At 40.2% G+C, this 13,948-nt stretch carries 15 protein-coding genes and 1 pseudogene; 3 read left to right on the top strand and 13 right to left on the bottom strand.

Going from position 1 to position 13,948, the window contains the following annotated elements; all coding sequences use genetic code 11:
- Nucleotides 1–11: 11 nt before the first annotated feature.
- The gene (locus Len3610_RS09785; RefSeq protein WP_176447786.1) at nucleotides 12–1,016 is read right to left on the bottom strand and encodes an LLM class flavin-dependent oxidoreductase; all 1,005 of its coding nucleotides are present in this window, start codon (nucleotides 1,014–1,016) and stop codon (nucleotides 12–14) included.
- Between the two features lie 29 nt (nucleotides 1,017–1,045).
- The gene (locus tag Len3610_RS09790; RefSeq protein ID WP_176447787.1) at nucleotides 1,046–1,621 is read right to left on the bottom strand and encodes a DUF1836 domain-containing protein; all 576 of its coding nucleotides are present in this window, start codon (nucleotides 1,619–1,621) and stop codon (nucleotides 1,046–1,048) included.
- Between the two features lie 143 nt (nucleotides 1,622–1,764).
- On the opposite strand from Len3610_RS09790, the gene Len3610_RS09795 reads away from it, so the two are divergent.
- Nucleotides 1,765–2,412, top strand: a complete 648-nt coding sequence (locus Len3610_RS09795) for a PAQR family membrane homeostasis protein TrhA (protein WP_176447788.1) — start codon at nucleotides 1,765–1,767, stop codon at nucleotides 2,410–2,412.
- Between the two features lie 303 nt (nucleotides 2,413–2,715).
- Here the strand turns inward: Len3610_RS09795 and Len3610_RS09800 are convergent, their stop codons facing one another.
- From Len3610_RS09800 to Len3610_RS21795, 4 genes and pseudogenes are all read right to left on the bottom strand, one after another.
- Nucleotides 2,716–5,139, bottom strand: a complete 2,424-nt coding sequence (locus Len3610_RS09800) for an Eco57I restriction-modification methylase domain-containing protein (protein WP_176447789.1) — start codon at nucleotides 5,137–5,139, stop codon at nucleotides 2,716–2,718.
- Nucleotides 5,140–5,473: pseudogene (locus Len3610_RS09805) on the bottom strand (VOC family protein). It lies immediately after the preceding gene.
- Nucleotides 5,474–5,509: 36 nt separating this feature from the next.
- Nucleotides 5,510–5,815, bottom strand: coding sequence for a helix-turn-helix domain-containing protein (locus tag Len3610_RS09810; protein WP_176447790.1), 306 nt, complete (start codon nucleotides 5,813–5,815; stop codon nucleotides 5,510–5,512).
- Complete coding sequence (locus Len3610_RS21795; protein WP_176447791.1) at nucleotides 5,812–6,048, bottom strand: type II toxin-antitoxin system RelE/ParE family toxin; 237 nt, start codon at nucleotides 6,046–6,048, stop codon at nucleotides 5,812–5,814. The genes Len3610_RS09810 and Len3610_RS21795 overlap by 4 nt, the downstream gene beginning before the upstream one ends.
- A gap of 535 nt (nucleotides 6,049–6,583) precedes the next feature.
- Here Len3610_RS21795 and Len3610_RS09820 point away from each other — a divergent pair.
- Complete coding sequence (locus Len3610_RS09820) at nucleotides 6,584–7,459, top strand: aldo/keto reductase (protein WP_176447792.1); 876 nt, start codon at nucleotides 6,584–6,586, stop codon at nucleotides 7,457–7,459.
- Between the two features lie 363 nt (nucleotides 7,460–7,822).
- Here Len3610_RS09820 and Len3610_RS09825 read toward each other — a convergent pair whose 3' ends face one another.
- The 3 genes from Len3610_RS09825 to Len3610_RS20860 all read right to left on the bottom strand — a co-directional run bounded on the left by Len3610_RS09825 (nucleotide 7,823) and on the right by Len3610_RS20860 (nucleotide 9,618).
- Nucleotides 7,823–8,053, bottom strand: coding sequence for a cation transporter (locus tag Len3610_RS09825; RefSeq protein WP_176447793.1), 231 nt, complete (start codon nucleotides 8,051–8,053; stop codon nucleotides 7,823–7,825).
- Between the two features lie 249 nt (nucleotides 8,054–8,302).
- Complete coding sequence (locus Len3610_RS20855; protein ID WP_255259859.1) at nucleotides 8,303–8,851, bottom strand: hypothetical protein; 549 nt, start codon at nucleotides 8,849–8,851, stop codon at nucleotides 8,303–8,305.
- The gene (locus tag Len3610_RS20860) at nucleotides 8,848–9,618 is read right to left on the bottom strand and encodes a hypothetical protein (protein ID WP_255259860.1); all 771 of its coding nucleotides are present in this window, start codon (nucleotides 9,616–9,618) and stop codon (nucleotides 8,848–8,850) included. The genes Len3610_RS20855 and Len3610_RS20860 overlap by 4 nt, the downstream gene beginning before the upstream one ends.
- Before the next feature lie 174 nt (nucleotides 9,619–9,792).
- On the opposite strand from Len3610_RS20860, the gene Len3610_RS20865 reads away from it, so the two are divergent.
- Complete coding sequence (locus Len3610_RS20865; protein ID WP_255259861.1) at nucleotides 9,793–9,978, top strand: transposase; 186 nt, start codon at nucleotides 9,793–9,795, stop codon at nucleotides 9,976–9,978.
- Between the two features lie 142 nt (nucleotides 9,979–10,120).
- On the opposite strand, the gene Len3610_RS09840 is transcribed toward Len3610_RS20865, so the two are convergent.
- From Len3610_RS09840 to Len3610_RS09855, 4 genes are all read right to left on the bottom strand, one after another.
- Entirely contained in the window at nucleotides 10,121–10,423 is a 303-nt protein-coding gene (locus Len3610_RS09840; protein WP_176447794.1) for a hypothetical protein, read from the bottom strand.
- Between the two features lie 97 nt (nucleotides 10,424–10,520).
- Nucleotides 10,521–11,621 carry a PQQ-dependent sugar dehydrogenase gene (locus tag Len3610_RS09845; RefSeq protein WP_176449618.1) on the bottom strand — a complete coding sequence of 367 codons (1,101 nt, stop codon included), beginning with the start codon at nucleotides 11,619–11,621 and terminating at the stop codon, nucleotides 10,521–10,523.
- 131 nt (nucleotides 11,622–11,752) lie between these two features.
- Complete coding sequence (locus tag Len3610_RS09850; RefSeq protein WP_255259862.1) at nucleotides 11,753–13,069, bottom strand: ATP-grasp domain-containing protein; 1,317 nt, start codon at nucleotides 13,067–13,069, stop codon at nucleotides 11,753–11,755.
- Between the two features lie 141 nt (nucleotides 13,070–13,210).
- Nucleotides 13,211–13,933, bottom strand: coding sequence for a dihydrofolate reductase family protein (locus Len3610_RS09855; RefSeq protein ID WP_176447795.1), 723 nt, complete (start codon nucleotides 13,931–13,933; stop codon nucleotides 13,211–13,213).
- Nucleotides 13,934–13,948 lie beyond the last annotated feature (15 nt).

Genomic DNA, 13,948 nt, shown 5'->3' on the forward strand with positions numbered 1-13,948 from the left:
AATTGTTTCACTTAGCTGTCCGATAATATCTCTTTCGCCAAAAGTTCATACGACTTTTTCCTGGCTTCGTAACTGTGTGTAATGGTGACAAGCATCCATTCATCCACATGGTAAACGGCTTGCAACTGTTCAAGCTGCTGTTTTACTTCTTTCGGGTTGCCGACGATGAGGTTTTGCCGCATGCCCTGTATTTTTTCCTTTTCCTCATCTGAGTAAGCATAATTTTTTGCCTCTGAAACAGTTGGCACCTTGCCGTCACCTTCTCCTTTATCCCGCTGAATGCTCCACAACCCTGTGCTCGTGGCGAGATCCCAGGCTTCCTCGGTCGTTTCTGCACATATGACGGAAACAGTCATGATTATCTTTGGCGACCTGTCCGGATACTTTTCGGCAAATTTCTCGTTGTATGTTTTGATGATGGATGGACCGTCCTGATCACTCATAAATTTGCCGAATGTATATGGCAGGCCGTTTTCAGCTGCAGCAATGGCGCTTTTCTCACTTGTCCCAAGCATCCAAGGTTGGGGTGAAAACTCAGGAATCGGAGTTGGACTAATTTTGGCATACATATCGTCTTCAGCAAAATTATGCCGGAAAAAGCGCAGCAGTTCATCAAGCTTATCGGGCATCTGGCGGACGTTTTCCAGAAAATCGCCTGACAATGCTATTGATGCCTCTGCTGATCCACCGGGGGCACGGCCAATCCCAAGATCAATCCGCCCCGAGTATAACGTCGCTAAAAGATTATACGTTTCAGCTACCCTGAATGGTGTGTAATGCGGCAAAAGAACCGCTCCGGCTCCAATCCGTATCCGTTCTGTCCGTGAACCAATCATACCAAGCATCACATCAGGGTTCGGGCAGGCAAGACCGGAAAAATCATGGTGTTCAGCAATCCAATACCGTGTATAGCCAAGCTCATCACCCAACCTGGCAAGATCGACCGACGCATTTAAGGCATCCCGTGGTGTTTTACCTGTCGAAATAGGAGATTGATCCAATATACTGAGCTTCATTCAATCATGCCTTCTTTCCTGTAGAATTGTCACTGGTCCGATCCCAGCTCGTCCACCAGTTTTTCGGCAGCCCGGCGGTAATGATTGCTCATGTTAGTGAATACCGCGATCATCATGATCTGCTCCAAGTATGCTTCATCATTATCCGCAAGCTGCCGGATTGTTTCTGTGATGTCCTGATGATGCTCCTGAAGATCCGCCTCGAATTTTTCAGCGTTTTTTGCCATTAACTGAAGATAACATTGATAAAGTTCCGGTAAGTTAAACGCGTCGTCATCTGTCACTTTTTCATTCAGCCGGGCCAACGTCGTCTTAACGTCGCTTATCGATAAAGTACCCTTCATCTGGTAGATCATGCTTATCAGGATCAAATGTTCCTTGGAATATTTTTTGTTCTCAACGGGAAAAAATAATTCACCCTTGGCATAATTATTAATCATGGTCTTGGTCAGGACCTTTTCGTCTGTGTTTCGCTTCATGCCGCTAAATTTTTGCTCAAATAATTGAATGACCTGATCCATATACAAATTCAGGTCCGGGATGTCTTCCGAGGATAATTGACTGTTCAACTGCAGCTCATCAGCTAGGTCTTTCATATTTTTCATAACAAAAACTCCATTTGTATGGTATTAATCTCAATTATACGGCACCGGTTTGTTTAAGTAAATCATTGACGATATCATAAAATATGCGTATTATGGTTATATAGTTTTAAAAACTACTTAGGATTATGAAGGTGTTAAAAATTATGAACTTGTCTATTCGTGAACCCATTAACGGTCTGACACATTTATTCGGAGCCATTTTATCACTTGCAGGACTGATTGCATTGATTATCAAGGCTTCCATTACGACAGATTCCGCGCTTGCGATTGTGGCGGTTATTATATTTGGAATAAGCATGATATTGTTGTACAGTGCATCGGCGACATATCACATGGTCGTTGCCAAAGACCATGTGATTGCTTTTTTAAGACGGGTTGATCATTCGATGATTTTTGTATTAATAGCAGGGACGTATACCCCATTGTGTCTGATTAGTTTAAATGGGACTACTGGATGGGTTCTATTTGCGGCCATTAGCAGTATTGCGGTCCTCGGGGTTATCTTTAAATTAGTCTGGTTTCATGCACCCAGATGGCTGTCAACTGCCTTGTATGTGGGATTGGGGTGGATTGCTATATTCTACAGCCCGTTGCTTTTACCCATAATAGGCAACAGTGGCATGCTGATGCTCATTCTCGGCGGGGTGTTTTACACGATTGGAGCCTTTATATACTGGCTGAAGCCAAAATTTCTGTCATTTAAACATATGGGATTCCACGAGATTTTCCATATATTTATTTTGATTGGCAGCCTGTTTCATTTTATTTGTGTTTATGGGTATGTTCTTTAGAGGTTAAAAGAGTGCAGCCCCTTCGCTGGGGACTGCACTCTTTTTTTACGCAACCATATCCGAAAGCACGTATTGGTTTTTGGAATCTTCCCATATCGATATCAGAAGTCCTTTTTTCTTCATGTCTGGCCCATGAGCCAAACAGGTATACATTCACAGAGGTGCCCGAAGCGATTGCTATACAATATTTTTCAGTTTCATTAACGTCTGCCCCCTGGCAGAAGTCTTTTCGTTCAAAGCAACAATCATGTCTTTCTGTTTCACATATGATTATAGCATAACCCTTTCCATGTCAGTAGATTCTCATCCAGGAAATTCCTCCAAATTGTCATCAATGAGATGAACTTCATTTTCATTCAAGCCAAACGCTGCTGCTGTATATTGGTCGATTTGGTCATTCAGTTCTTCCTCCTTCTCAGCCAACTGAACAAACACCTGTTTCCTGTTCCAAAAATATTCGAGCCAGTCATTTTTTTTAGTAAGGGATAATCGTCTCAGCTTACCGATTTGTTCAAGCCATTCGTCAGCATCCCACTCATAAAACGATTGAAATCTGACAGGCAACTTATCGATTTTCAACGCATGCAGCATAACGTTTTCCATCGCGTTCAACACCTTGCTTTTATCATGCTGCAGATCAAGCATTTGACTCACAGCTTCCGAAATTCGCTTCTCTTCCTGTTCAGACACATCGGGAACAGGGAACATTTTCAGATCTTTCACTTTAAATTGCGGAAATGTTTTGCGCTGGAACTTATCAAATTTATGAATGAACCAGAACGTTATGATCTTGGAATTTATCACACCAAGCAAGAACAGCGGGTCCTTCTGAAAGTCAATAATATTGTTGGAATTGCGGTCATTGAGCATGTCTTTTTCCGTATAAACCGCATGGATGGCATATTTTGAGTTTGCAGGAATCTGCCTCACCAAAATTCTTGGGGAAGAGAAAATATCTTCACTTCTCTTGGCGGCCAGGTGCGGGCCATATCGAAGCCAGCTGCCGCCCCAATCTATATGATAGCGGCACACATCCCGCCCTTCCAAATACATCCAATACGTGTCATCAACCTGAAAATCACTGTGATAAATCCTGTTCTCTTTCATATCTTTCGTTTGTTCCGGATTGCCCCTGCCAACTTCATATGCGACTAATCCCGATTTCACCGTCGCGACCGAACCTAAATCAGGATTCCCTGTTTCAATTTTTTTCAGGACATCAGCAACTTTCTTATTTTTCATAAGGGAAATATTAATGATGCTTTGTTCGTTTAGCAATTCTGCAGGATGTACTTCAGCAACGATGTCGACACTTTCGTTAACATATTCGCCAAGCTTAACAGTTGTCGGTCCGGTTTTTTGGAAAATCAGCAAGCATGTATCAACATCTGCCTGTTCAAACATCCGGTGAGGTATATTGATAATTTTCAAATTGCCGGTCTGTTCCAGCAAAAACTGCCGCATTTTTTTACATGACTCGATTGTCAGGAAGTTATTCGGGACAATAAAGCCTAACCATCCGCCTTCTTTCAGCAAATGATAGGACCGCTCGATAAATAATAAATATGTATTGATCTGATATTCCGTCAGTTTATAATGACGTCTGAAATAGCTTTTCTCTTGGTTTGTGAACCCTTCATTTCTGGCAAAAATGTACGGAGGATTGCCGATAATGATATCAAAGCCGCCGTCAGCCATGACTTCCGGAAACTCCTGATGCCAGTCAAATGCCCGCTCCGAAATGTCCAGGTGATCGATAATGGCATTGCCGGTTTTCAGGTTTTTATCAAGTGTCGGCCAATTATCTTGTCCGGCAGCCGATTTGAGCCAAAATGACAGTTTGGCCAGGTCAAGGCTTTCTTCATTTAATTCAACCCCGAACAGATTGTCAGTACCAATATTCCCTTTTGTCGTATCATTCATTTTAGTCCACTCAGTCTGTAACATCTCATAGGCCATGGTCAGAAAAGCACCACTGCCCGCAGCCGGATCGAGAATTTTAACAGATTTCAAATGGCGCCGCCACTCCTGATGACATTCGATGTCGTCACCAGAGTAAATTTCACGTAATTCCCGCTTCCTATCGTCAATCCAATTCAGCAACGTCTCCTGCAGCAATAACCTGGTGATATCGGGGGATGTATAAAATATACCATCTTGCTTCCGTTTCCCCTGCTGAAGACTATCATGTTTATCCGTCATGTCTTCCATACCATTAATCGACTGTTCAAAAACATAGCCAAGTACACTGACATCAAGATCTGACGCAAAATCATAATCGATGATCGCTTCAAACACAGGAAAAATACGATCCGTCACGACCAATTGATCCAAAACATCATCTTTATGTAACAACTTGCTATTGAATATACCTGAATTTTCTTTTGCAATTGAGCGGAACAAACCGCTTAGTTTTTCCCAGGACTTCATCCCGCCCATATCAGAATGCTGTGCAGCTTGTACAATGTTCCTGAGCGCGTTTCGGGGCATCAGCTTATAATCTTCAATGAAACGGATAAATAACAACCGACCGAGGATTTTCTGTGTTTTGTCAAAAAGAACACGTTTACTCAACTGACTGTTTTGCTCCAGCAAATGCGTAAATAAGGCATAGCGCACTTTTTCATAATCCTGATAAAACGTTTTAGCTATTGCTTTTTCTTTCCGGATCCCAAATTCTTTAACGGTCATCGTATCACCTATTTCAGCAGATGTTGCATAATTCAATTACACGGTCAATTCCACAAGATTACCTTCAGGATCTTCTATCAGACTTTCATAATAGCCGTCACCTGTGACACGGGGACCATTAACAAGGCGATAACCATCATTTTGTAAATGAGCTGTTTTTTGATCGACGGCCTCCCTGCTCCCCAGGGAAAAGGCAATATGGGCGCATCCTATCCTATTATCCTGTTGCGGCTTATCTATCCCTGACTTTACACATAATTTCCAAACGTGCACCTTCGTCAAACGTCAGAAAATAAGATTGGAATTCTTTATCTTTATTGTAATACTTTGTGTTTGCTTTACCGTCAAAATACGTTACATAAGTGGACATCCACTTTTATGCAAGGGAAAACACATTAGGCTTAACTTATTTGCTTTCTATCTCATAGGTTTCCGGTGACTCGCGAACAATTTCCATAACATTTACATCAAGAGCCTTTGCGATTTCTTTAATTGTATCTATTGATAAATTTTGGTTTGCATTCTCAATCCTGGAAATGACACTTTGCTTTGTCTTTAGCGCTTCAGCAAGTTCAATTTGTGTAAGATGTTTTTTTTTACGTAAATGTATAATGTTGCGGGCAATTACGTACTCAAGTTCGCTATCTTCCCACTCCTGACGAAATTTGGGGTCTTTTAACCTTTCTTCAAGTTTCTTTTTTAGATAGCTCATTTCATTCCTCCCTTTTTTTGCCGCAAAAAATCATCCCGATACTTTTTTGCTCGTATGATTTCTTTTCTTGGTGTCTTTTGCTGTTTCTTTGTAAAACCATGAAGAAGTATCAATTTACCATCACGGTAATGGAAAAATAGGGTTCTAAAGATATTGGTTGAAAACTTTGTGCGTAATTCATAAATATCATCCTCTAGATAATCAACATGCGGCTTACCTATAAGATGGACCAAATTCCTCTAACAACCCGATTGATCTCATTACCTTTGCTTCATGTTTTTCAGAGAGAGAATCCAAAATTCATCAACAGGGGTTTCTCCATTTGGTTTTTGCAATTGTTTCCCAACGTTTATTTTCCATATCATAAATATAGCATATACTTCAATCGCCTTGTATAAAGTTATTGCTCCAGAACATCTCGTTTGGGTTTTCACCTCATCATTTGCAGGCTTAAGTTAAAACAACTGCAATTGCATTTTCCTCAGCAACACCTCATTTCTATAAAAATAAGTTTATCTCTTGACCTCGAGTTAACTATAAGTAATAAGCTTAATATGTAAGAGAAAAAGCGGGATGGATTGAACGGATGAAATTTTTATCTAAGTTCTGTATTCTCTTGCAAATTTAGGTTAAAAGGGAGCGTGGTATTATGGCAATCAAATAAGATAGCTATTATTACAGGTTGTTAATTATTTTAGTAAGCTAAAGTTGTCAGCGATTAAAGCAATCGCTTACCTTAACTACAATTAAACGAAAGAAGGCAATAAAATGGTATTAAATGAAACTTACACATTATCAAATGGCGTTAAGATTCCCAAGTTAGGTGCAGGCACATGGATGATTGATAACGATACAGTTGTTCAAGTTGTAAAAGGCGCCCTTGATTCAGGATACCGTCATATCGACACGGCTGAAGCTTATCTTAATGAAAAAGGCGTAGGACGTGCTATTTGGGAATCTAATGTTGATCGTGACGATATCTTTGTCACGACAAAGCTTGATGGCAACATTAAAAATTATGATGAAGCTGTCAAAGCAATTGATGAATCACTGAAACACTTGGAAATGGATTACATCGATTTAATGCTTATTCATAGTCCGCAGCCTTGGGCAGAATTCCGTGATGAGAATAACCATTACTTCGAAGAGAATTTAGAAGCTTGGCGTGCCTTAGAAGAGGCTTATGAAGCAGGGAAACTACGAGCAATCGGCGTTTCTAACTTTGAACAAAGGGATTTGGAAAATCTAATTAATCATGGCAAAATCAAACCAATGGTAAATCAAATCCTTACGCACATTACAAATGTTCCCACAGGCGTAATTGATTACAGTCACAGTCAGGATATTGTTGTCGAAGCCTACTCACCAATTGCTCACGGTGCAATTCTTGATCATCCTGCTGTTAAAGAAATTGCTGAAAAATACGAGGTTTCACCTGCTCAATTAAGTATTCGCTATGTCTTACAATTAGGTACAGTGGCATTGCCTAAATCTACCAATAAGGACCATATGAAAAATAATACGGCAGTAGACTTTACTATCTCTGACGAAGATATGAAAGCTCTCAATGACCTGCCCCTTATCGAAACTTATGGTGACGATGAGGATCAGCCTGTCTTTCGTTCACAATACAAAAATAAGTAATACATGTTAACCACTCAGTGATTCACTGAGTGGTTAGCGTTACAAAAGGTATTTTCGAGAGAATGGTAAATAGTCTCTTGTCCCCCTTTTTCGGCCATGTTTCTGTGATGATTTCCCCATCCTTGAATCGGCAATTGACTGATACATTTCTCCGATAAAAAGAACAGAATTTAACTCGATCTCCCTCCGTATATTTCCAACGTCCTCCCCCCTAGTGCAGAACATGCGATTCTATATAACTACGACTATTTTACCGTATATTCGATTTTTAGGAGGGTATTATAAACACAAAAAAGACTGAATCGTTATTTGATCCAGCCCGAATTTGTATAGAGATTTATTAAACAGATATATTACCCAAAGCTATGCCTGAACCTCCTCTGCTTTCTTCGCCTCAAATCCCATCTTATTAATTCGCTCAATAATAGCCGAAATGCAAACCAGATTCCGATCAAATGTTACAGAGCCCTTTTCAAGTTCCCAGCTAACATTCACTTCAATGATTCCCTCCATTTTCAAGAGTGATTTTTCCACTTTAGCCGGGCAATTTACACAATGCATCCCTCGCACATCCAGATAAACTGTTTCGATCATAAACGATCACCGCCTCCAGTAATAATAATACATTCTATGTTTGCCTGTGGCGGCTTAGAACGAAGCAGAAGGATGTATCTGTAACTGACAACATTGTGTCATTGTTCTATAATCGCACAAGTTCCATTCCCATCATGTGAACCTCTCCACCTAAATCCGAGACTTTGATGGAGCATCCCTTATCTTGAATAAACCACAAAATCCAGCTGTGTAATCCCTTACAGAATCACTGCGCCGAATCAAGGGCAATTAACGAAGACAAGGTCTGTTGTGTTCTTTTTGACAATTCAGGAACTTTTGCCTGAAGTGCCAACACTTCTTTTCAGAAATGAATTTTTGGATGCCGCGAATAAAATAACGGGCACCGATATTGTAAGAAGCCGACAAATCCGCATGATAAACTTTCCCTGACGTAAATGTGGCAAGGTCTTTTTTATCATTTCTTTTCAGTTTCCCGGATCCATCGAATGCAAGCGCACTGGTATTCCGTGCGTTAATGCGTGACATTCGCATGCCTGCATAATGCGCCATTTCCTCGATCTTGTTTTGAATCCCTTTCTTTCGCCAATACCGGAGTTTGAAGCGAAGTTTTTTCGCTCCCCAATGGTTTTTGGGCATTTTCATCTTATCGAGGAATTCGAAAACAATCACATCACAGCCATGTGTTTTCGCGAACATTACGATTTCGTGTGCGGTGTTGTTGACGATCTGCTTCTGTAATCCATTGATTCGCCGCCAAAAATTTGGCGCCTGAATGTAACCCGACATCGCCTGAGCTTTTCGCAGTTTGTTCGTCATCGTGTACAACTGGTTTTTTTTTTGGATTGATTGATAAATTTCCTATCCAAGACAGTGCCCCTTGCATCCATAATCGAACAAACGGCTGAATTCGTGATTCCCAGGTCGACAGCGCAGATCTTTTGGTCGTTTATGTTCTTTTTCGAAAGTTCTACGTTCGATTCATAGCTGATATGTAAAAAATACTTCTTTCCAACCTTAACAAGCTTGGGATTGCATTCCTTCCAATCCCAGACACCACGCTTATATAAATCCTGTTCCTTAAATTCAATATCGATCCAAACCCAATCATTTTGATGAAAAATTTTAATTTGGGCTGTGTTCTCAGAATGATGTTTAAACATGTTGCCGCGATAAAATACGGGAAATTCCTTATGTTCCAACTGTAATTGAGGTGGATTCTTGTTGAATTTCTTTCCCTCAGAAAGCACCACAGCTTTTTCTTCTTCCCAATTTTTATAATTGGAACGAAAACTTTTGACTTTTCCAAAGGCTGCAGCAATCACTCCTCTTCTAAAGTAAGAAGGGAATTTATAGAAACGGGTATTAAATTCCCGATATTTTGGATGAGGGTTTGATTTGGTTGTATGAATCAGTTTTTCGACAGCAGGAACGATGGAATTCGTTGTATAATCATCTAAATTGACAAATTCGTTATCGATTACTTCCATGATAAACGTTAACGCTTGGTTATAGATTGCCAGCGTCTCATCGAAAATGCAGCTCTGATTGGTTACTTTATGACGCAGCGTTTTAGCAACTTTCATCCTCAAACCCCTGCTTCCGAAAATATGTTCCCCTGTGATATATCGATTATATCAAATTAGAACTCAGTTGTATATGGAAAAGAGTGATTATATGAAGGATTATAATAGAAATGGACACACTTATTTTAGGTTGTTGAAACAAAATACAGGCATAAATGTATCAATCAAGATGTCATGACAAGGTTAAAGAAACTTTCCGGTAATCTGTTTTCCAAGTGGCATTGCGACATAATCGAAATGAACGTTGAGGAGGACCAAATTCATATTTTATTTGATGTACCGCCCCAGATTCATTTAGCCAATACCATCAATAATTTTAAAACAGTTACGTCCCGATATATCCGCAAAGAATTTCCGTAACATCTGAAAAGGTATTATTAGAACCCTGTTTTTGGAGCCGAAGTATATGATTTTAACGGCTGGCGGCGTAACGATTGATATTATAAAAAAATATATAGAGGAATAAGGCGAATCAAGACCTTAGCGACTAACCCCCACTAAATCATAAGATTTTGAAGGGGGAATGCGTCGCTAATTTTTGTTCAAAATGATAATCAAAAGAAAAAACCCTTTGAATTCTTGTTCTTTCATGATGGCAACGCTTAAAATCAACCGAATACTTTTCGGCATTGTCTGCCATTACCAATAAAGGGTTACTTTTCTGACGCTCTTTTAAAGAATACTCTCGAATAGCTTCTCTTACAACTTCTGCTTCTGACCATCCTTTGCTGGCAGCCAGGTCTTTTACGGTTTTATCGTCTTCATTGGTCATATGATATTGTTTTCGTTTCATTGGATTTTCCATTTTAATCCCTCCTACACACAAATTATATAAAAAGTGTGTATGTAAGTCGATACTAAACACCCTGTCATTACCAAAATAGCGATAATGAGTCAACCTTTTATTCTAATTCTGAAAGGGATATTCTATAAAGTCTGTCATCACTGTTCTCTGGCGTACCACGCCCGTCGCCATTATTACTAATGAAATAAAGATAATCATCGTCAACCAGCACATCCCGGATTCTCCCGAGATCCGTTATAACTTCACGGTGTTCACCTGTCTCCAGATCAAATTCTAAAACGGCAGAGCCTCTTAGTGCTGCAACGTACAAATTTCCATTATAATTATCCATGCCGGATGGCGCCCAAGTTGATTCATCACCGGAAGTGAATTGCGGTGCTACCATCCCTTCTTGTTCTTCATTGCCTTCGATAACCGGCCAACCGTAATTTTGGCCGGCTTCGATCATATTTACTTCATCATTCGCATTGTTACCATGCTCACTTGCGTATAGCGTTCCATCAGACGTCCAAGTTAACCCTTGAGGATTTCGATGCCCATAACTATAGACGTAGGAATCCGGAAATGGGTTATCACTTGGTATCGATCCGTCCAGATTCATTCGTAAAATTTTACCACCTAATGAATCGGGATCCTGTGCTATTTCACTATTAGAAGCATCCCCGGCTGTTGCATAAAGATAGCCATCCGGTCCAATTTTAATTCTGCCACCATGATGGTAAGCACCACTAGGGATTTGGTCAAGCAGCAGACTCTCTTCTCGCCACACATTATCTTCCAATCGAAGCGTTACGATACGATTATATTGGCCGTCGCTGTCTTCATAAGTATAATAGGCATAAGCCAAGTTCGATTCTGAAAAATCGGGAGCCAGCACAAACCCAAGCAGACCTGCCTCTGAGGCTGTTGATACCTCTTGCTCAAGCTCTACAGTTTGACGTTCCACTTCCCCATTTCCAATTTCTACGATTGAGCCAGATCTTTCTGTCAAATAAAAAGTGTCCTCCAATTTTTCGATGGACCATGGCACCTCAAGATTTTCCGCAATAACTTCAAGACTTTCAACAGGCAATGATAATTCTTCCTGCTGTGAATTCTCCTGCTCATTGGAAGAATTTTGCTGCTCATTTTCAGAACACCCGACAAGGAAAAGAATTCCCAACAGACAGGGAACCAACATTATTTTTTTCACAAACATCACTCCTTGGATAATATACTCCTGATTTAACCTTGATTCCCGCCCACCCATAACGAGGCGGGTTGGGCTCATCTTAGGCGGTCCGCGGGGCGGTTCAGCGGCTTGGGTCCTTTGTTCAGCGGTTCCTGTCTCTACTTCAGCGCCCACTCCTCCTTCTTCAGCAGGTTACCCTCTATTTTCTTTACGATCCGATATTTCAACTTGCTTTCCATACGATTAATTGTATTCATAATATCTTCATAGCCATTTCCGCTTACGACTGCTGTTGCAAGATAACTTGACTCAAAATCTTTCGGCGGCAATACCACTTCATCATGAATCTGCTTTACAGGAATAATCAAAATAATATCCTCATCTTCCATGACGTCATCCAGACCACGAATATCCGTAATAACGCCTTCCTTATCGGCTAAAATTTCATAGTGGCATACACTTTGATTGCTGTTTTTATCGAAATCTCGCCAGCTGTCCCTGATGTCTTCTCCAACCGCTACTTTTATAATAAACTCCAGGTACGAATGACCGGAAGCATGTTCAAAGACATGGGAAGCAAGGAACCCGCCTGCAGGACGGCCTGCAACTTCTATCACTTTGAATCCATCTGGTGTAAATCTGGCTTCCAGATGAAAAGAACAATTATTGAATCCTAGCTTTTTTACTGCTATTTCCGTGCATTTCTTTATATTTCCAACAGTTTCATCATCTTTTTCTGACGGGAAAATTTCAAAGTAGTCCAGTGAATAATCGTCTGAAACCAAATTATCAGCGACACCTGTAATAAATACGGTATTATTTTGGACAACACCATCAACAGATATTTCCGGACCTTCCAAATATTCTTCATAGATATATTCGTTTGGGTAGTAAGTGAAAATTTTATCATTGTCAGGGGAGGCAGATTCAATCATTATGTCATATAGTTCACGAATATCCGTATCATCTTCAACTTTAAATATACCTTTACTTCCTGCTCCCCCGACAGGCTTAAAGATACCTGGTGTTCCAACCTCATTAACCGCTTGTTTCAGATCATCAAAAGATATGACTCGCTTATATTTCGGGCAAATCTCTGGAACGTGACTTAACGCATCTCTCATGACATATTTATTCCTGGCCCGTTTTGCAGCTTCCACGCTCATTGTGTGCAAGCCTAATTCTGAACCTATTTTTGCCACTAACTCAACATCTTTATCTGACCACGTTAATACACCGACAATCGTGTGGCTTTTCGAATACTTAACACTTGCTTTAACGGATTCTTCCATATCATACGTATCAACCAAAATTAAGTCGTCAATTAATCCTGCATCTAAACCAGGGTCTTCATCCGCCATTAGAGCGATTCTATACCCTAATTTTTTTGCAGCATAAATTGGTTTTACCCTCTCTACTTTATAATCCCTTATATTTACGTATAGCAACGTCTGCAAATTAAATTTCCCTTTCATACATTGAACAGGCTCTTGATATTATAATCGCTTGCTGAATTATCAAACACAATGGTATAGGTCATCTTTTGTATTACTTTAAGTACAATATAAAGTTTCTCCTAAATGATCTTGTGAAAAGATGTTTTCTTCATTGCCATTTCACTTCTTTTTGACAGAATAGCGAATCCATAATGTACCATGTTCCAATTCTTTAACAGATTCAAGTTGAAAAGCTGTTTCTTTAATGCTGGAATATGGTTCTTTTGCAACGAAGAATCGGTGGCCGTCGGGATCAGCATTTGCGATAGGGGCCAGGATGACGCTGACTTCATCAACCAGTCCGTTTTGTACGAAAGACCAATTCATCGTTCCGCCTCCTCCAACCATCATTCGCTTGATATGGAAGAGGTTGTAGAATTTGTCCAGCATTACTTCATAATCAATTTGATCTTTCCCAGCAATGATATATGATATCTTTTTCTTTCTGAGAAAATCTTTATAGGCGTTTGATGCTTGCTCCGTTAAAACTTCTACAATATGAGAAGGGACACCACCATAGCCAAAGGTATTCTCTTCAAAGGCTAATTCTCCCCGAGCATCTATGGACAAATAATACATGGGAGCATCAGAGTCCGCCACATAATCTCCTTCAGGAACGGGAGCTGCGTTCTCATCTAACTCCGGTACCTTGTAAAAAGTCATGTTGTCTTCTGTTGTCGTTTTACCGTTCAGAAAACCTTGTATTTCAAATTGTTGTTTTTCAGGATCCAGTGAGAGTTCTTGATATTGTCTACTCGCTTCCTCAAATTCCCGCAAATTCATAATATCCAGGTTGCCATCAATGGATGTATGTGTGTGTATAATGATATATGGTTTGTTCATCTTTAATCCTCCCGG

It is taken from the genome of Lentibacillus sp. CBA3610, from assembly GCF_013373365.1.
In the GTDB taxonomy this organism is placed as follows: Bacteria; Bacillota; Bacilli; order Bacillales; family Amphibacillaceae; genus Lentibacillus.